Below are 17250 nucleotides of genomic sequence, written 5' to 3'. Positions count from 1 at the left end.
CACCCGCCGTCCGCCGACGTACGGCGCCTTCCCGGCCGGCCCCGCCGGCCACCCGCTCAAGGAGAACGACCTGCCATGGCACTGACCATCGACGACCTGCGCGCGGACGTCGCCGACGTACTGGGCGAAGACCCGGCCGACGTCCCCGTGGACGAGAACCTCATCGACTACGGCATGGACTCGGTCCGCATCATGGCGCTCCTGGAACGCTGGCGGCGCGACCACGGCACCCGGGCCGGCTTCGTGGACCTCGCCGAGCAGCCCGCCATCGAGGCATGGGCCCGCATCCTGGGCGTGGCCGCGTGACGGCGCTCCTCGACACCGGTACGGACGGCCGCCGCACCGCCGAGGGGCTGCCGCTGACCGCCGCGCAGAGCGGCCTGTGGTACGCGCAGGCCCTGGACCCGGCGAGCCCCGCGCAGAACACCGCTGAGTACCTGGAGATCCACGGGCCGGTGGACCCGGCGCTGTTCTCCGACGCGCTGCACCAAGTGGTCGCCGAGGCCGACGCGTTGCGGGTCCGCGTCGTCGAGACCGACGGCGGGCCGCGCCAGCTTCCGCTGAGCACGTGCCCTGCGCCGCTGCCGCTTCATCTGGCGGACCTGCGCGCGGAGGGCGACCCCGACGGCGCGGCGCGCGCCTGGATGCGCGCCGATCTGGCCGAGCCGTTCGACCTGGCCGCCGGACCGCTGTTCGCCCACGCGCTGTTCCGGGTCGGCGATACCCGCTGGCTGTGGTACCAGCGTGTCCACCACGTCGTCATGGACGGCTTCGGCTTCTCGCTGCTGGCCCGCCGCACCGCCGAGGTCTACTCGGCGCTCGCGGCCGGCGAGCCCGTCGGCCCCGCCTCCTTCGGGCGGCTGACCGACCTGGTCGCCGACGACGCCGTGTACCGCGCCTCGGACGCGTACGAGGACGACCGGCGGCACTGGAACGAGGCGTTCGCGGACCGGCCCGAGGCCGTCAACCTGGCCGGGCGCACCGCCCTGCCCTCCCGCACCCACCTGCGCCGCACCGCGCACCTGGGGCCCCAGGCCACCGAACGGCTCAAGGAACTGGCCTCCTCGGTCCGCGCCACCTGGCCCGACGTGCTGCTCGCCGCCCAGGCGCTGTACCTGTCCCGGGCCACCGGCGCCAAGGAGGTCGTCCTCGGGGTGCCGATGATGGGCCGCTTGGGCTCGGTGGCGCTGCGCGTCCCCGGCATGGTGATGAACGTCCTGCCGCTGCGGCTGACCACCGGCGCGCACGCCACCTTCGCCGAACTGGTCCGACAGGTCGTCCTCGGCATCCGGTCGGCCCGCCGTCACCAGCGCTACCGGTACGAGGACATCCGCCGCGACCTGGGACTGCTCGGCGCCGACCGGGCCCTGGTCGGCGCGCTGGTCAACGTCATGCCCTTCGACTACGGCCTGGACTTCGCGGGCGCCCGGGCCACCGCGCACAACCTCTCCACCGGCCCGGTCGACGAACTGACCGTCAACGTCTACGACCGCGCCGACGGCCGCGGCCTGCGCGTCGACTACGACGCCAACCCCGCGCTGTACGAGGAGGCGGACCTCGGCCGCCACCAGGAGCGGTTCCTCGACCTGCTCTCCCGGCTGGCGCACGCCGACCCGCACGGCCCGCTGGGCGCACACGGCATCGCCACGGCGGTCGAACGGGCCCTGGTCCTGGAGACGTTCAACGCCACGGCCCGCTCCCTGCCGCCCACCACCCTCATCGGCCCCATCGAGGCCCAGGCCGTCCGCACCCCCGGCGCCACCGCACTGGTCTCCGGCGACACCACGTGGACGTACGCCGAACTCGACGCCCGCGCCAACCGGTTGGCCCGCCACCTGGCGACCCTGGGCGTGCGGCCCGGCACGCTGGCCGCCGTCGCCGTACCGCGCTCGGCCGACCTGGTCCTCACGCTGCTGGCCGTCCTCAAGGCGGGCGGCGCCTACCTGCCGCTGGACCCCGACTACCCCGCCGACCGGCTCGCGTACATGCTCGACGACGCCCGGCCCGTGTGTGTGGTCACCGACCGGGACGACCGCGTGCCCGGCGACGGGCAGGTGCCGGTGGTCGTCCTGGACGGCCTCGCCCTGGACGCCTACCCCGGCACCGTCCCGCCCCGCCCGCTCACCCCGGACCATCCCGCGTACGTCATCTACACCTCCGGCTCCACCGGCCGCCCCAAGGGCGTCGTGGTCAGCCACCGGGCCATCGACAACCGGCTGCGCTGGATGCAGGGGCAGTACGGTCTGGAACCGGGGGACCGGGTGCTCCAGAAGACGCCCTCCGGCTTCGACGTGTCCGTGTGGGAGTTCTTCTGGCCGCTGCGCCAGGGCGCCACGCTGGTGGTGGCCCAGGCGGGCGGCCACCGGGACCCCGCGTACCTGGCCCGCGTCATCCGCGAACGGGCCGTCACCACTTGCCACTTCGTGCCGTCCATGCTCCAGGTGTTCCTTGCCGAGCCGGACGCGGTGACCTGCACGGGACTGCGCCGGGTGTTCTGTAGCGGCGAAGCGCTGCCGCGCGAGACGGCCCGGGACTTCGCGCGTGCGCTGCCCGGAGTGGAACTGCACAACCTGTACGGCCCCACCGAGGCGGCCGTCGACGTGACGTACCACGCCTGCGCGCCCGACGGCGAGGGGCCGGTGCCCATCGGAGCGCCCGTCTGGAACACCCGCCTGTACGTCCTGGACGCGGCCCTGCGCCCGTGCCCGCCCGGTGTCCCCGGCGAGTTGTACCTCGCCGGAACCCAGCTCGCCGACGGCTACCTGGGGCGGCCCGGACTGACGGCGACCCGCTTCGTGGCCGACCCCTACGGACCCGCCGGCAGCCGCATGTACCGCACCGGCGACCTGGCCCGCTGGACCGACCGCGGCGAACTGCTCTACCTCGGCCGCACCGACCACCAGGTCAAACTGCGCGGCCAGCGCGTCGAACTCGGCGAGATCGAGGAGGCCCTGGCCGCGCTGCCCGCCGTCGCCGCCGCCTGCGCGGTGGTACGCGAGGACCGGCCCGGCGACCAGCGCCTGATCGGCTATGTCACGTACGAGAACCACGAAGGCGCCACCGGGCCCGACCCGGAGGAACTGCGCGAAGCGCTCGCCCGCACGCTCCCGGAGCACATGGTGCCCAACAGCGTGGTCGCGCTGGCGGAGTTCCCGCTCAGCCCCAACGGCAAGCTGGACCGCAAACAGCTCCCGGCGCCCTCCTTCGAGGCGGGGCACGGGCGCGCGCCGCGCACCCACCGGGAGGAGACGCTGACCCGGCTGTTCGCCGAGGTGCTGGGCCTGCCCCGGGTCGGTGTGGACGACGCGTTCTTCGACCTGGGCGGCACCTCACTGCTGGCGGCCCGCCTGATGGCGCGGGTCCGCGACACGCTCGGCGCCGACCTGGCCATCGGCGCGCTCTTCCAGGACCGCACCCCGGCCGCGCTCGCCGCCCGCCTGGACGGTGCCGGTACCGGCGGCGACGCGCTGGACGTCCTGCTGCCGCTGCGCCCGGCCGGCGACCGCGTACCGCTGTTCGTCCTGCACCCGGCGGGCGGCATCAGCTGGTGCTACTCGGGCCTGCTCGCCCGGCTCGACCCCGCGCAACCGGTGTACGGCCTCCAGGCGCGCGGCCTGGCCCGCGACGAACCACTCCCGGCGACGATGGAGGAGATGGCCGCCGACTACGTACGGCAGTTGCGCACCGTGCGGCCGCACGGCCCTTACCGGCTGCTCGGCTGGTCCGTGGGTGGCGTCCTCGCCCACACCGTGGCGGTGCGCCTCCAAGAGGCCGGCGAGGAGGTCGAATTGCTCGCCCTGCTGGACGCCTACCCCTCCGACCAGTGGCGCGACCAGGCCGTCCCCAAGGAAACCGACGCGCTGACCGCGCTGTTGCGGATGGCGGGGTTCGAGCGGACCGACGAGCTGACGCGTGAAGACGTCCTGGAGACGCTGCGCCGCGAGGGGAGCGCGCTGGCCGGGCTGTCCGACCGGGCGCTGTCCGCCGTCGTCGACATCGTCGTCAACAACGCCCGGCTCATGCGGGAACACCGGCACCGGGTGTTCACCGGGGACGTGCTGTTCTTCACCGCCGCGGCGCCGCGCGCCGAGGACTGGCTGACCCGGGACGCGTGGACGCCGTACGTGCAGGGCGAACTGGTCAACCACGACGTGGACTGCCTGCATCCGCAGCTGACGCAGCCGCGCTGGATGGACGGGATCGCGGCGGTGGTGGCGGCGCGGCTGGCCGAGCTGGACGCCTGAAGGAAGTGCAACTTAGGTAAGGCTAAGCTAACCTTTGATCGCGTCGGCGGGTTCCCCTCCGACTTCCCTCTCTCGCCTGCCTCTTCAGGAGGAGTCCAGACCATGAGCGCCCCCAGCACGCCCAAGTCCCGCGCCACCACCCGCCGTCTCGTCCGCCACACCACGGCCCTCGCCGTCGCCGCGGGCAGCGTCCTGGCGGTGAGCGGCACCGCCGTCGCGCACGACCGGCCCGCGCCCCAGGCGTCGTACCGCGTGGACACCGCTCAACTGGCCACCGGGCTCTACCAGTCGGCCTACTCCGAGCGCCACCACGTCCTGTGGGCGACGACGGCCGTCGGCCGGCCGCCGGTCACCCAGTCCAGACTGCTGAAGGTCGACCCGAAGACGCTCAAGACCAAGGCCGCCTACACCCCGCCCGTCACCGACCAGGCGACCGGCGCGGTCGAGGCGGTCTACGGCGTGGCCGTGGACGACGAGCACGACACCGTGTGGACCACCAACACCCGCAACAACTCGGTGGCCGTCTACAACCAGCGCACCGGCAAGCACCTCGCCACCCTGCCCGGCGTCGCCCACGCCCGCGAGATCGTCGTCGACAAGCGCCACGACCTCGCCTGGGCCAGCGGCTTCGGCGACGGCTCCGTCGTCGCGTTCGACACCCGTACCTTCAAGGAGAAGAAGCGGGTCAAGGTGGAGGGCGCGGGCACCGCGGGGCTCGCCGTGGACACGCACACCGGCACCGCCTACGCCACCGACCTGACCAACGACCGGATCATCGCGGTCAGCCCGTACAGGGCCGAGCCGCGCTTCATCCCCACCGGCGACGCCCCCATCGGCATCGAGCTGTCCGCCGACGGCCGCACCGCCTACACGGCCAACCAGGCCGCGGGCACCCTCTCGGTCGTCGACCTGCGCAAGGGCACCGTCACCCGGACCGTCGCCACCGGTGCCGGCGCGATCTCCGTCGCCGCCGACCACCGCACCGGCCGGGTCTTCGTCGCCAACCGGGGCAGCGGCACCACGACCGTCGTGGACCCGAAGAAGGGCACCGTACTGGCCGACCTGGCCACCGGCCCCAACCCGAACCACGTCACCGTCCGCGGCGGCACGGCCTACGTCGTGGACAAGTCCGCGGCCGGCGCCGACCGGATCGACTCGGTGCACCGCATCAGCCTCACGCGCTCCCACTGAGGTCCGCGGGAAGCACCGTGGGGCCCGGCCGCTCGCTCCAGCGGCCGGGCCCCACGGCGCGTCAGCCGGCCGCCCCCGGGCCGAGCAGGCCGCACAGTCCGTCGGCCAGCTCCGTACGCCAGCACAGGTAGTCGTGGCCGCCGTTGTACTCGCGGTAGGCCGCGTCCTCGTACCCCTTGGCCGCCAGGGTGTCGCGCAGCCGGCGGTTCGCGGGCAGCGCCACCCATTCCTGCTCGCCCGCCGACAGCCGGAACCGCACCGGCAGCCGCGGGGACTCCGCGATCCGTTCGGTCAGCCATTGCGCGCCCGGGCCGTTCGGCCACCAGAAGGAGCCGGACTGCGCCAGGACGCAGCCGAACCGGCCGGGCGCGGTCACCGCGGCGTACGCGGCGCTCAGGCCGCCCAGGCTCTGGCCCGCCACGATCGTGCGGGCCGGGTCAGCGGTCAGCGGCAGGTCCGTCGCCGCCCACGGCAGCAGCTCGTCCGCCAGGAAACCGGCGAACCGCGGGTCGCAGGTCATCTCGGTCCAGCGGGTGTCCGCGCCCAGGGACTCCGGAAGCAGCGCGACCAGCGGCGGAATCCGGCCGTCCGCGATGAGGTTGTCCAGCAGGGTGGCCACGCCGAGCCCCGGCTGCCACATCTCCCCGTCCAGGAGAACGAGAACGGGCAGCTTAGCGCCCGCTTCCGTACCGCGCGGGGGCACGTACCGCCACACGCGGCGCGCGTTGCCGAGCAGGGTGCTGCGGACGGTGTGAACCGAGACCGTGCCGCGGGGCACGCCGGGCCGCTCCCGCCATTCCCCGCCGCGCGGTGCGCCGGGCAGCGCGACGCAGGAGACCGGCGCGCCGCCCCAACGACTGGCGAGAGTGTGCGGGTTGAGCGGGTCGGTGCGCTGCTGCTTGCGCAGCCACGGCCAGTATCCGGCGTCGTCGGCAGCGGGACCGTCGCCCTCGTCCACACACAGCGTGTACGTGGCGTGCCAGTCCCGGCGCATCCGTACCGACCAATGCCATACGTCCGTGCCGGGCACGCGGTCCATGAGGTTGCCGGCGGGGTCGCGCGGGTCCGCGAGCTTGTTGGGCGACACCAGGACCGCGCGGGTGGCGGGGGAGCCGCGCCACAGGAACGTGACGAGGGCGTGGTCCGCCGTGCCGTGCGGGTCCGGGCCGGTCAGCGGCGTCCCCTCCCGCCCGACCGCCTGCCAGAACTCCGCCCCGGACAACTCGGCCGCCCGGCGGACGACGCGCTCGTCGGTGACGCGCGGCACCGGGGAGGGCCGCGGCACCCGCGGCGGGTGACGGGGGGTGTCGGCGGGCGGGGTGGTGACGGTCATCGAGGCGGTCTCCGTGTCCGTGCGGGCGGGAGGGGGCGGTGGGCGGTGCCCGGCGGGTGCGTCCGCACGACAACGCCAGGCAAGGCAAGGCTTACCTTATCGTCGTACGGCTCCAAGGGCCGCGCGCCCGGCTCGCGGTGGCGCCGCGAGCCGGGCACACGCTCTCCGTCCGCGAAGGCCCGGTCAGGCGCCGACGTAGGCCGCGAGGTGCTCGCCGGTGAGAGTGGAACGGGCGGCGACCAGGTCGGCGGGCGTGCCCTCGAACACCACCCGGCCGCCGTCGTGGCCCGCGCCCGGACCGAGGTCGATGATCCAGTCGGCGTGCGCCATGACCGCCTGGTGGTGCTCGACGACGATGACCGACTTGCCGGAGTCGACGAGCCGGTCGAGCAGCCCGAGCAGCTGCTCGACGTCGGCGAGGTGGAGACCGGAGGTCGGCTCGTCCAGGACGTACACGCCGCCCTTCTCGGCCATGTGCGTCGCCAGCTTGAGCCGCTGCCGCTCGCCCCCCGACAGGGTGGTCAGCGGCTGCCCCAGCTTGAGGTAGCCGAGGCCGACGGCGTCGAGCCGCTGGAGGATCTTGTGTGCGGCCGGGGTACGGGCCGCGCCGGCGCCGAAGAACTCCTCGGCCTCGGCCACCGACATCGCGAGCACCTCGCTGATGTCACGCCCCCCGAGGGTGTACTCCAGCACCGAGGCGTCGAACCGCTTCCCCTCGCACTCCTCACACGTGGTGGCGACACCGGCCATCATCGCCAGGTCCGTGTAGATGACGCCGGCGCCGTTGCATTCGGGGCAGGCGCCCTCGGAGTTGGCGCTGAACAGCGCCGGCTTCACACCGTTCTCCTTGGCGAACGCCTTGCGGACCGGGTCCAGCAGCCCGGTGTACGTCGCCGGGTTGCTCCGCCGTGAACCCTTGATCGCCCCCTGGTCGACCGAGACCACGTCAGCGCCCGCGGGGATCGACCCGTGCACCAGCGAACTCTTGCCGGAGCCCGCCACGCCGGTGACCACGCAGAGCACACCGAGCGGAATGTCGACGTCGACGTCCCGCAGGTTGTGCGCCGTCGCGCCGCGGATCTCCAGCGCCCCGGTGGGCTTGCGCACCGTCTCCTTGAGAGCGGCCCGGTCGTCGAGGTGCCGCCCGGTCAGGGTGCCGCCGGCCCGCAGCCCCTCGACGGTGCCTTCGAAACAGACGGTGCCGCCCTCCGTACCGGCGCCCGGACCCAGGTCGACGACGTGGTCGGCGATCGCGATGGTCTCCGGCTTGTGCTCCACCACGAGCACCGTGTTGCCCTTGTTCCGCAGCTGGAGCAGCAGGTTGTTCATCCGCTGGATGTCGTGGGGGTGCAGGCCGACGGTCGGCTCGTCGAAGACGTAGGTGGTGTCGGTCAGTGAGGAACCGAGGTGGCGGATCATCTTGACGCGCTGCGCCTCGCCGCCCGACAGCGTGCCCGAGGGCCGGTCGAGCGACAGGTAGCCGAGGCCGATCTCCACGAACGAGTCGAGGGTGTGCCGCAGCGAGGTGAGCAGCGGCGCCACCGAGGGCTCGCCGAGGCCGCCCACCCAGGCGGCCAGGTCGCTGATCTGCATCGCGCACGCGTCGGCGATACCGACCCCGTCGATCAGCGACGACCTGGCCGCCTCGCTGAGCCGGGTCCCGTCGCACTCGGGGCAGGTGGTGAAGGTGACCGCCCGCTCCACGAACGCGCGGATGTGCGGCTGCATCGCCTCCTTGTCCTTGGCCAGGAACGACTTCTGGATCTTGGGGATCAGCCCTTCGTAGGTGAGGTTCACGCCGTTGACCTTGACCTTGACCGGCTCCCCGTAGAGGAAGTCCCGCAGTTCCTTCTTGGTGTACCTGCGGATCGGCTTGTCCGGGTCGACGAAGCCGGACTGGGCGTAGACCTGCACGGTCCACTGGCTGTCCGACTTCCAGCCGGGGATGGTGAACGCGCCCTCGGAGAGCGACTTGGAGTCGTCGTAGAGCTGGGTGAGGTCGATGTCGGAGACCGTGCCCCGGCCCTCGCAGCGCGGACACATGCCGCCGGTACGGGAGAAGGTCGCCTTCTGCGCCTTGGTCTTGTTGCCGCGCTCGACGGTGATCGCGCCGCTCGCCCGTACCGAGGCGGTGTTGAACGAGTACGCGCTCGGCGGGCCGATGTGCGGCCGCGCGAGCCGGCTGAAGAGGATGCGCAGCATCGCGTTGGCGTCGGTGGCGGTGCCCACCGTGGACCGGGGGTCGGCACCCAGCCGCTGCTGGTCGACGGTGATCGCGGTCGTCAGCCCTTCGAGGACGTCGACCTCGGGCCGCCCCAGCGTCGGCATGAAGCCCTGCACGAAGGCGCTGTAGGTCTCGTTGATCAGCCGCTGCGACTCCGCGGCGATCGTGTTGAAGACCAGCGAGCTCTTGCCCGAACCGGAGACGCCGGTGAACACGGTCAGCCGGCGCTTGGGGATCTCGACGCTGATGTCCTTGAGGTTGTTCTCGCGCGCGCCGTGCACGCGGATCACATCGTGGACGTCGGCGACGTGCGGCGCAGGCGACTGCGTGTCCGTCTGTCTGGCCATGCTCATCGTGTCTCCATCTGTCGGGCGGAGCCGCTGCCGCGGTCTCCGTCGGTGTCGCCTGGCCCGATCCAACCAGCTTGCTGCGGGTTGCCGAAGCGACACATGGCCATCACGTTACGAGCGGCCCACGGGCCTGCGCTTCTCCATTCCTGACCGGTCCCGTCTCACGTACGTTCGAGAGCGGTGGCCGCGGCGTCGAGGATGCTGCCGAAGGCGCGGTTGAGCACGGGCCGCATGGCGACCCGGGTCAGGGCGGCGCCGAGCAGCGGGACGCGGACCTCCGCGCGGGTGGTCCAGCGGACGCGCGTGCCGCCGCCGGTCTCGGTGAACGTCATGCGGCCGAACTCGTGCCGGGACGGCGGCCAACTGCGCTCGACGGCGTACTCGGTGGCGTGCGGCGGTTCGTACCGGGTGATGCGCTCCCGGAACCAGCCGATCAGCCAGAGGTGACTGCGCACCGCGCCGGCGCCGTAGGGCGCGGTCTCGCCGCGCCGGGTCAGGCGGCAGCGCAGCGCCAGGGGCGAGCGGGTGTAGTTGGTGGTCGTGGTGAGCCAGGCGAACACCTCGTCGATGGGGGCGTCGATGACGCGTTCGACCGTGACGGTTTCCATGGCTGGGTCCTCCTCCGGCGCGGTTTCTCGGACGCCAATCGAGACTCCGCGCAGCGGCGGACTGTGACGGCCTCCGAGCGTGACCCGCGCCACAGTCCGGGCCCGGCGGGGCAAGGGCGGCGAATTGGCGCGAACGTGACTCAGTCCCGTCGTCCGGCGCCACTAGGGTCCGGATCGCGGGAGTCCGGCGGATCACGCCGGTCCCGGGGCGTCCGACCGCTCGCGCAAGGTCTCACCCTTCGAAAACCGTCGATCCGTACGAGCGAAGAAGGCGAGAGCACATGCCCGACATCTCCGCGCAGGGGACCAACGGTCCGTTCATGCTGATCCACGAAGTCACCGGCACGTACCTGGAGACGGACAACTACCACGACGCCGTCGGCCAGGGCATCCAGACCTGGAACCTCGACCCGCTGCTGACCAACAAGGGCCAGCTCGGGCACCTTTGGTACATCGAGCCCGTGGGCGACGGCACCCACCTGATCAAGAGCTTCGAGAACGGCCACTGCCTGGCGGCGTCGGCCGCCAAGGCCGGGGCGCTGCCGGTCCTGGAGACGCCCGACAAGGGCATCCGGCAGAAGTGGGAGTTCCGCAAGGTGCTCGACTTCCCCGGCCACGAGGACAGCTACGCGATCGTCTCGAAGGCGTACGAGGACTATGCGCTGGGGCTGCTGGGGCACGGCGCTCTGAACAACGTGTACGTCGTGCCGACCCGTATGTACGACGCGCCGCCCTCCCTCTCGCAGACCTGGAAGGTCATCGACCCGCCGGCCGGGTCGGGCGTGTGACCGGCGCGGACGGCTGAGCGGCGCAGGCACCTGACCGGCACGGCAAAACCCAGGGGAACGGTCCCGTCCAGGGGCCGTTCCCTCGTTCGTTTCTTGTGTCGCCGGCCGCGCGAACGCCGTCAGGACGGCCGCGGCTCCCGCAGTCCTTGGAGGAGCAGTTCGACCAGGCGGCGAGGGTCGTAGCGGGAGTCGCTGTCGTGCCCGACGCAGAGGTTGCCGATGCCGCGCATCAGCTCGTAGGGCTGTGTACCGGGCCTGATGTCGCCGGCCTCGACCGCGGCGTCGAGCAACTGCCCGCAGATGGGCACCAGGCGGTCGAGGAAGTAGGCGTGCAGCGCGTCGAAGCCGTTGCTGTCCGATTGCAGGGCATTGGCGAGGCCGTGCTTCGTGACCAGGAAATCGACGAAGAGGTCGACCCACCGGCGGAGCGCCGTGAACGGCGAATCGGCGTCGGCCAGCAGTCTCGGGCCGGCCTCGGCGCACGCCTCGACCTGGTGGCGGTAGACCGCGACGACGAGGTCCGCCCGGGTGGGGAAGTGGCGGTAGATCGTGCCCATACCGACACCGGCCTCGGCCGCGATCCGGCGGATCGGCGCGTCGACGCCGCAGGTGACGAACACCGCGGCGGCGGCGGTGAGCAGCGTCTGCTGGTTGCGCTGCGCGTCGGCCCGCTTGCTCCGGGCCGGCACTTCCCCGGGGTGGCTTGGGGTGGGCATCGGGCTCTCCTTCGAAGGCCGTTGACAAAGCGGAACACCGCTCCGTATCGTAACCGGAACATCGTTCCGCTTCTAGCCTAGCCGAAGCCGGACGTTTCTGAACGCCTCGCCGGCCCGGACGAAACCGGCGGCCGAGGCCATCGAAGGGACATGCGGGACGCCGCGGCGACGCGGGTCGCGCTGCTGCACACCGAGCCCGCCACACCGCGCCGCGCGGAGACGCTGGCCCCGCTGCTGCTGGGCATGCTGGCCAAGGAACCGGCCCGGCGCACCAGGCCCGACGCTGTGCGCCGGGGCCTGTACGAGGTATGGGCCCCCGGGACGGGGCGCGGCATCGACGCTGAGGACCACGCTTCGGGCGCCGAGTGGGAGCAACCGCATGTTCCCGGCGCGAGCGACGACCCTGTCCCCTCGTTCGCACACAACCCGTTCGAGGGCGGCGGCGACTTCGCACCGGATCGGCCGCGGCCCGCGTGGCGGCCAGACCGGTTGCGGGCGTGGACCAGGCGGCGCCGGCCGGTCACGGCAGTCCTCGTCGTGGTCGCCGTCGTATGCGTGATCGGACTGGTCGCCTGGCTCATCCCCGGCGGGAGCCGGACGGCCGACGAGGCCAAGCCCGCGCCCGGCACCCCGACCGCGTCGCCGACACCGAAGCCGGCCCCCACGGCGGCTTCGAGCCCGGCCCCGACCCCGACCGGCGGCGCCCACTACCCGTACGGGCCGAAGATCGGTCTGACCCGTCCCCTGGCTCTGGGCACCTGCCTCGACGCGGCCTGGTCCGGCAAACCCCTGCTGGACGAGCCGTACCTCAAGGTCGTCGACTGCGCGAAAGACGCCGTCACCGCGCAGGTCGTCGCCACGGCGAGCTTCCCGGACGCCGCGACCGCCCGGGCCAAGGCCGACGGCGAGTGTGCCAAGCGGGCGGGCGGCCTGGCGAAGAGCCTGGCCTACGCCGGCACCTTCGCCGTGGTGCCGACCGAGGGAGGCTTCGCCGCTGCGAAAGGCACCGTGGCGTGCCTGGTGGCCGCCACGCACTCGGCTTTCTACGGCGAGATCGGCCGCTTCCGCGACAGCGGCATCGATCTCTACCTTGAGCAGATGTCCATCGGGGACTGCTTCGTCTACAAGAGGAAGAAGGACGCGAACGAGGCCCGGCTGGTGGACTCGTGCGCGCGTTCCCACACCGACCAGGTCATCGGCTTCGTCGAAGCCCCTCAAGGCATGGACCTGGCCACGGTGAACGACAAGGTCGGCGATATGTGCGATGACCGGTTCGCCGCGAACTGGAGCTCTGGCGGGGACATGAAGATCTGGGGGTGGGTCCTGAGCAGTGACCAGTGGAACGACGGTTTCCGCAAGGTGGTCTGCACGGTCAGCGCGGCGAACAGGAAGCCGGCGACACAGAAGGCCGTCCCGGTCGGGTCGGTGCAAGACGTTGCAGCGGCACGCCCGACGGCCGATCCTGGACAGCGACGTCACGGCGGAAGTCTTCGGTGACCGCGGCCCGGGCGGCCGTCTTGCCGGAATGGGGGAGTCATGGATGTGACGCTGGCCGTCGGGGGCGACGGTGACGAGGAACCGGAGGAGCGCGAACAGCTCCTGCGCCGGCTGCGGGCGCAGATCACCGAGTTGGACGTCGATTCCCTGCGGCTCCTGCCCGGTGCGGCAGTACCCGCCGGGGCGAAGGGCGCCGACGCCGTGGCGCTCGGGGCGATCGTCGTGGCGCTGAGCGCGTCCGGCGGCGTGCTCACCCAGCTCGTCGAGCTGGTGCGCGACGTACTCGGCCGGCAGCACGCCCGGCACCGCGTCTCGGTGACGGTCGACGGGGACACGCTCGAACTGGAACGGGCCTCCGCGGACGAGCGCAGGGACGTGATCGACGCGTTCATCCGGCGCCACGGGCCGGACAGGTAGCCATGGGGCGACGCCTTGCCCTGCTGGTCGCCACCTACGAGCACCAGGACGAAGGGCTGGACCGGCTGACCGCGCCCGCGCACGACGCGGAGGCCCTGGCACGCGTGCTGCGCGATCCCGACATCGCCGGATTCGACGTCACGACCCTGGTCAACAAGAAGCACGACCGGGTCGGTGAAGCCATCGGCGAGCTCTACCGAGGCCGGGAGCGCGGCGACCTGACCCTGCTGTACTTCACCGGCCACGGCCTCAAGGACGACGAAGGCCGGCTCTACCTGGCGATGACCGATACCAAACGCGACAACCTGGCGTTCTCCTCGGTGCCGGCCGAACTGATCGACCAGTCCATGAGCAGTTGCTGGTCACGGCAGAAGGTCCTCATCCTCGACTGCTGCTACAGCGGTGCCTTCCCCGCCGGACGCCTGGTCAAGGCCGGCAGCGAGGTGCACTCGCTGGACCGGTTCCAGGGCCGTGGCAGGACCGTGCTGACGGCATCGGACGCGACGCGGTACGCATTCGAGGGGGACCGGGTACGCGGCCGCCGTGCGCCGCAGTCGGTGTTCACCCGCCATCTCGTGCAGGGGCTGGAGGACGGCAGCGCCGATCTCGACGGCGACGGGAACATCACCCTGGACGAGCTGTACAGCTACGTCTACGACAAGGTCGTCGCCGAGATGCCGCAGCAACGGCCCAAGCGCATGGACAATGTCGAAGGCCGCATCGTCATCGCCCGCAACGTCCACTGGCAGGTGCCACCGTACCTGCGCCAGTCCCTCCGCAGCCCCAGCCTCTCCGAACGGCTTCGGGCCAGGGACGACCTGGCTTTCCGGTACCGGACGGGCAACGTGTTCGTGCGCCGGCGCATCGAAGCGGAGATGCGGCAGCTGCGTCGCGGCGACGCACCTGCGGCACCGGCCGCCCCGGCGGCCGCCGGATTCGGCGAGTTCGTGCGCCGTTGGAGACCGGCCCGCGCGGCCGCCCTCCTGGGCCGGCGCGATGTGCTGCGCTATGGTGCGGCAGGCGCCGGTCTCTTCCTGCTGAAGGCGGACCACCACCGCCCGCTTCCGGGGGCGATCCGGTGGCAGTACGCGACCGGTGGTGCCGTGGAATCGTCCCCGGCGGTGTCCCGAGGGCTCCTGTATGTCGGCAGCGGCGACTACTGCCTCTATGCGCTCGACGCGGCCACCGGAAGAAAGCGCTGGAAATATACGACCGGCAGTGCGGTGCACGGCTCACCCGCAGTTGCCAACGGGTCGGTGTACGTCGGCAGTTACGACGGCAAGCTGTACGCCTTCGACGCGGCCGCCGGAAAGAAGCACTGGCAGTACACCACCGGATCCGTCCCGTCGTCGCCCGCGGTGGCTGACGGGCTGGTGTATTCCGGCAGCTACGACGGCAAGCTGTACGCGTTCGCGGAAGCCACCGGGACGAAACGCTGGCAGTACGACACTCCCTTGAGCCTTCCGGTGATCTCCTCGCCGGCGGTGGCGCGCGGACTCGTGTACATCGGCTGCGACGACAATGAGCTTTATGCGATCGACGCCGCCGGCGGACAGAAGATGTGGACGTTCCCCACCGGCGGTGATGTGGAGGCGACACCGGTTGTGGCCGGCAGCCGTATTTATGCCGCAAGTGGGGACGGCCACCTGTACGCGCTCGACGCCGAAACCGGGAAGCGGCAGTGGGACTTCTTCGTGGGCAACGCGGTCAAATCCTTGTCGGCGGTGGCGCGCGGGCTGGTGTACATCGGCAGCAGCAACGGCGGTATGTACGCGCTTGACGCTGCCGAGGGCGTCAAGCGCTGGGAAAACGGCACCGGCGGCGCGATCGGGACCTCGCCGGTGGTGACGGACGACGGGACAGTGTGCGTCGGCAGCAATGACGGCAACCTCTACCTCTTCGACGCCGACAATGGGCGCCGCCGGGGCCGTGTCACCATCGGGGCGGCCATCCGCTCCTCGCCCGCGGTGGCCAACGGCCTGGTCCATTTCGGCAGCGACAACGGGCGCGTGTACGCGGTCGACGTACGTGCCGCCGGGTCCGGCGCGTGACCACGTCGCCCCGTGCGGACGAACGGCCGTGCGCGGCACGGCCGTTCGCCGGGTGCGGGGTCGGGGCCCTCAGGTCCGGGTCTGGTGGCCGGTGGTCGGGGCGGCGCCGTTCTTGTAGAGGGCGATGAGCTTGCTGAAGTCGAACGGCCGCTGGTCCACGCACGTACACCGGTAGGTGTCGCACTGCTCGCAGCCGACGGCGCACGGCGGCTGGACGTCGGGGTTGCCTTGGTTGTGGTCGCGGGTGGCGTCCCAGCCGGAGAGGGCGCCGAGCTGGTTCTCGTGCGCGAACTCGACCAGGCTGCGCTGGTTGTCGAGGGTGAAGACCCGCTTGTTGATGTTGCAGCCGAACATCGGGGTGGCGCCCGTGCGGTTCCAGACCTTCCCGGCGTCCCAGGCGGGCCACAGCGAAGCGATCTGGCCGTGCATGGCCTTGAGGCCGATGACGCAGCACTCGTACATGTCGGGCGGCGCGCTCTGGCCGAACTCCATGAGCATGCCGTTGACCAGGCCGGGTTCGATGCCGGCAGCGGCGACCTTGGCCAGGAACCTGACGCCGACCGGGCTGAAGCCCGCCGACCCCTCGCCGGGCTGCGCGTCGGCGGGCAGGGTGTAGGAGACCTTGAGGCCGGGGTGCTTGACGAGGACCTGGGAGATCGCCGCCGTGTGCCGCAGGTGCGCGGCCTCGTCGGCCAGGAAGTCGCCCTCGAAGTCGAAGTCGATGCGCGCGACGGCGTAGTTGCGCAGGAACGCCTCGTACTGCTCGACGATCTTCGGGACGCTCGTCTCGACGGCTTCGAGGGGCCTGCCGGAGGCCCCGCCACAGGAGAAGGCGACCTTGCCACCGGTGGCGGCCAACTGCTGGATGTCCTTCTTCCCGTACGAACTCTGGTCGACTTCCCAGTCAGGGCCGTCCTGGCCGGCCCACGCCAGCTTCTTGTTGTTGTTGGCGACGATGAAGCCCAACATGAAGCCGTCGACGCCGGACTCCTGGGCGTACTGGGGGAGGCTGGGGTTCGGCCAGGCCATGTAGTCCACGTACGGCGCGCGCGGCATGTCCCAGGGGCCGCCGTCCGGGAGCTTGTCGGTCGTGGTGAACTCCAGCGGCTGGGACTGGTCGGAGCGGTTCCCCGCGAGGTCCACAGCCGTGACCCGCACCGTGTACGCGGTCGTCGGGGTGAGCCCGGACAGCACCGCCGTCTCGTCCTTGACCCGTAGTGGCTGGGGGCCGCCGTAGACCACCTCGTAGCCCATCACGCCGACGTTGTCGGTGGAGGGGGCCCAGGACAGCGTGGCCTGGGTCGGGCCGAGAGTGTCCACCTGGATGTTCGCCGGCACGCTCGGCGGCGTCGTGTCGTCGGGCACGTCGGCGGACTGGCCGTTGATCTTGAACTCGGTCGGCAGCGGTCCGGGGCCCGGCATGGAACGGGAGAAGCCGAGCCGGAACTCCTGGGTGCCGCGGTGGGGCGGAACGGTCTTTCGCTCGGGCACCAGGCGCCCGGTGATGACGTTGCCCGACCGGGTCCAGGTGAGCCCGTAGACGTCGGTGACGTTCTGGTCCGACTGCACGCGGAAGGAAATCTCCGGGTCGACGAGTGGTTCGTTCTCGAAATTCCAGACCGTGGCCTTCATGGTTCCGTACCACTCGCCAGGGGATTCCCATTCTGGCGTGATGTATTGCTTTGCCATGTCCACCCCTCGTTTCTCACTTCCGGATCTCGGGCACGCCTCCCCCCGTCGCGACAGCGAACCTAGGCACCGCAAATGCCCTCGTCAATCACGGAATTCGGCCAGTGGCGGAGCGGCCGGAAGAACGCGCGGGGGCAGTGTT

Annotated in this window: 12 protein-coding genes; 7 read left to right on the top strand and 5 right to left on the bottom strand. The window is 71.7% G+C overall.

Going from position 1 to position 17250, the window contains the following annotated elements:
• Window positions 1–75 precede the first annotated feature (75 nt).
• From ACH4OW_RS36840 to ACH4OW_RS36830, 3 genes are all read left to right on the top strand, one after another.
• Entirely contained in the window at window positions 76–306 is a 231-nt protein-coding gene (locus tag ACH4OW_RS36840; protein ID WP_398032837.1) for a phosphopantetheine-binding protein, read from the top strand.
• Entirely contained in the window at window positions 303–4244 is a 3942-nt protein-coding gene (locus ACH4OW_RS36835; RefSeq protein WP_398032835.1) for an amino acid adenylation domain-containing protein, read from the top strand. Before ACH4OW_RS36840 ends, ACH4OW_RS36835 begins: the two co-directional genes overlap by 4 nt.
• 102 nt (window positions 4245–4346) lie before the next feature.
• Window positions 4347–5435 carry a YncE family protein gene (locus ACH4OW_RS36830; protein WP_398032832.1) on the top strand — a complete coding sequence of 363 codons (1089 nt, stop codon included), beginning with the start codon at window positions 4347–4349 and terminating at the stop codon, window positions 5433–5435.
• Between the two features lie 61 nt (window positions 5436–5496).
• Here ACH4OW_RS36830 and fes read toward each other — a convergent pair whose 3' ends face one another.
• The 3 genes from fes to ACH4OW_RS36815 form a co-directional block, all read right to left on the bottom strand.
• Window positions 5497–6768: an enterochelin esterase gene (gene fes / locus ACH4OW_RS36825; RefSeq protein WP_398032830.1), complete on the bottom strand. Its 1272-nt coding sequence runs from the start codon at window positions 6766–6768 to the stop codon at window positions 5497–5499.
• Window positions 6769–6951: 183 nt separating this feature from the next.
• Window positions 6952–9345 carry an ATP-binding cassette domain-containing protein gene (locus tag ACH4OW_RS36820; RefSeq protein ID WP_398032827.1) on the bottom strand — a complete coding sequence of 798 codons (2394 nt, stop codon included), beginning with the start codon at window positions 9343–9345 and terminating at the stop codon, window positions 6952–6954.
• Between the two features lie 158 nt (window positions 9346–9503).
• On the bottom strand, window positions 9504–9950 hold the full coding sequence (locus tag ACH4OW_RS36815) for an SRPBCC family protein (protein WP_398032825.1): 447 nt from the start codon (window positions 9948–9950) through the stop codon (window positions 9504–9506).
• Between the two features lie 281 nt (window positions 9951–10231).
• Between ACH4OW_RS36815 and ACH4OW_RS36810 the strand changes: the two genes are divergently transcribed.
• The gene (locus ACH4OW_RS36810; RefSeq protein ID WP_398032822.1) at window positions 10232–10738 is read left to right on the top strand and encodes an RICIN domain-containing protein; all 507 of its coding nucleotides are present in this window, start codon (window positions 10232–10234) and stop codon (window positions 10736–10738) included.
• A gap of 119 nt (window positions 10739–10857) precedes the next feature.
• On the opposite strand, the gene ACH4OW_RS36805 is transcribed toward ACH4OW_RS36810, so the two are convergent.
• Window positions 10858–11454, bottom strand: coding sequence for a TetR/AcrR family transcriptional regulator (locus tag ACH4OW_RS36805; RefSeq protein ID WP_398032820.1), 597 nt, complete (start codon window positions 11452–11454; stop codon window positions 10858–10860).
• Window positions 11455–11604: 150 nt separating this feature from the next.
• On the opposite strand from ACH4OW_RS36805, the gene ACH4OW_RS36800 reads away from it, so the two are divergent.
• From ACH4OW_RS36800 to ACH4OW_RS36790, 3 genes are read left to right on the top strand one after another with little or no spacing between them, the layout of a single operon-like run.
• Window positions 11605–12951: a septum formation family protein gene (locus ACH4OW_RS36800; protein WP_398032817.1), complete on the top strand. Its 1347-nt coding sequence runs from the start codon at window positions 11605–11607 to the stop codon at window positions 12949–12951.
• 39 nt (window positions 12952–12990) lie between these two features.
• Window positions 12991–13368, top strand: a complete 378-nt coding sequence (locus ACH4OW_RS36795) for a hypothetical protein (protein ID WP_398032815.1) — start codon at window positions 12991–12993, stop codon at window positions 13366–13368.
• Between the two features lie 2 nt (window positions 13369–13370).
• Entirely contained in the window at window positions 13371–15419 is a 2049-nt protein-coding gene (locus ACH4OW_RS36790; RefSeq protein WP_398032813.1) for a PQQ-binding-like beta-propeller repeat protein, read from the top strand.
• Between the two features lie 69 nt (window positions 15420–15488).
• Here the strand turns inward: ACH4OW_RS36790 and ACH4OW_RS36785 are convergent, their stop codons facing one another.
• Entirely contained in the window at window positions 15489–17108 is a 1620-nt protein-coding gene (locus ACH4OW_RS36785) for a fibronectin type III domain-containing protein (RefSeq protein WP_398032812.1), read from the bottom strand.
• Window positions 17109–17250: the final 142 nt, after the last annotated feature.

It is taken from the genome of Streptomyces sp. NPDC017056 (genome assembly GCF_044332485.1).
Classification (GTDB): Bacteria; Actinomycetota; Actinomycetes; order Streptomycetales; family Streptomycetaceae; genus Streptomyces.
The sequence above is the reverse complement of the archived record's forward strand: the minus strand, read 5'-3'. Positions and strand labels throughout refer to the sequence as shown.

Coding starts and splice junctions, on each gene's coding strand:
- ACH4OW_RS36805 (WP_398032820.1), bottom strand. CDS start 11,454: ATGCCCACCCCAAGCCACCCCGGGGAAGTGCCGGCCCGGAGCAAGCGG.
- ACH4OW_RS36830 (WP_398032832.1), top strand. CDS start 4,347: ATGAGCGCCCCCAGCACGCCCAAGTCCCGCGCCACCACCCGCCGTCTC.
- ACH4OW_RS36810 (WP_398032822.1), top strand. CDS start 10,232: ATGCCCGACATCTCCGCGCAGGGGACCAACGGTCCGTTCATGCTGATC.
- ACH4OW_RS36820 (WP_398032827.1), bottom strand. CDS start 9,345: ATGAGCATGGCCAGACAGACGGACACGCAGTCGCCTGCGCCGCACGTC.
- ACH4OW_RS36795 (WP_398032815.1), top strand. CDS start 12,991: ATGGATGTGACGCTGGCCGTCGGGGGCGACGGTGACGAGGAACCGGAG.
- ACH4OW_RS36815 (WP_398032825.1), bottom strand. CDS start 9,950: ATGGAAACCGTCACGGTCGAACGCGTCATCGACGCCCCCATCGACGAG.
- ACH4OW_RS36790 (WP_398032813.1), top strand. CDS start 13,371: ATGGGGCGACGCCTTGCCCTGCTGGTCGCCACCTACGAGCACCAGGAC.
- fes (WP_398032830.1), bottom strand. CDS start 6,768: ATGACCGTCACCACCCCGCCCGCCGACACCCCCCGTCACCCGCCGCGG.
- ACH4OW_RS36840 (WP_398032837.1), top strand. CDS start 76: ATGGCACTGACCATCGACGACCTGCGCGCGGACGTCGCCGACGTACTG.
- ACH4OW_RS36785 (WP_398032812.1), bottom strand. CDS start 17,108: ATGGCAAAGCAATACATCACGCCAGAATGGGAATCCCCTGGCGAGTGG.
- ACH4OW_RS36800 (WP_398032817.1), top strand. CDS start 11,605: ATGCGGGACGCCGCGGCGACGCGGGTCGCGCTGCTGCACACCGAGCCC.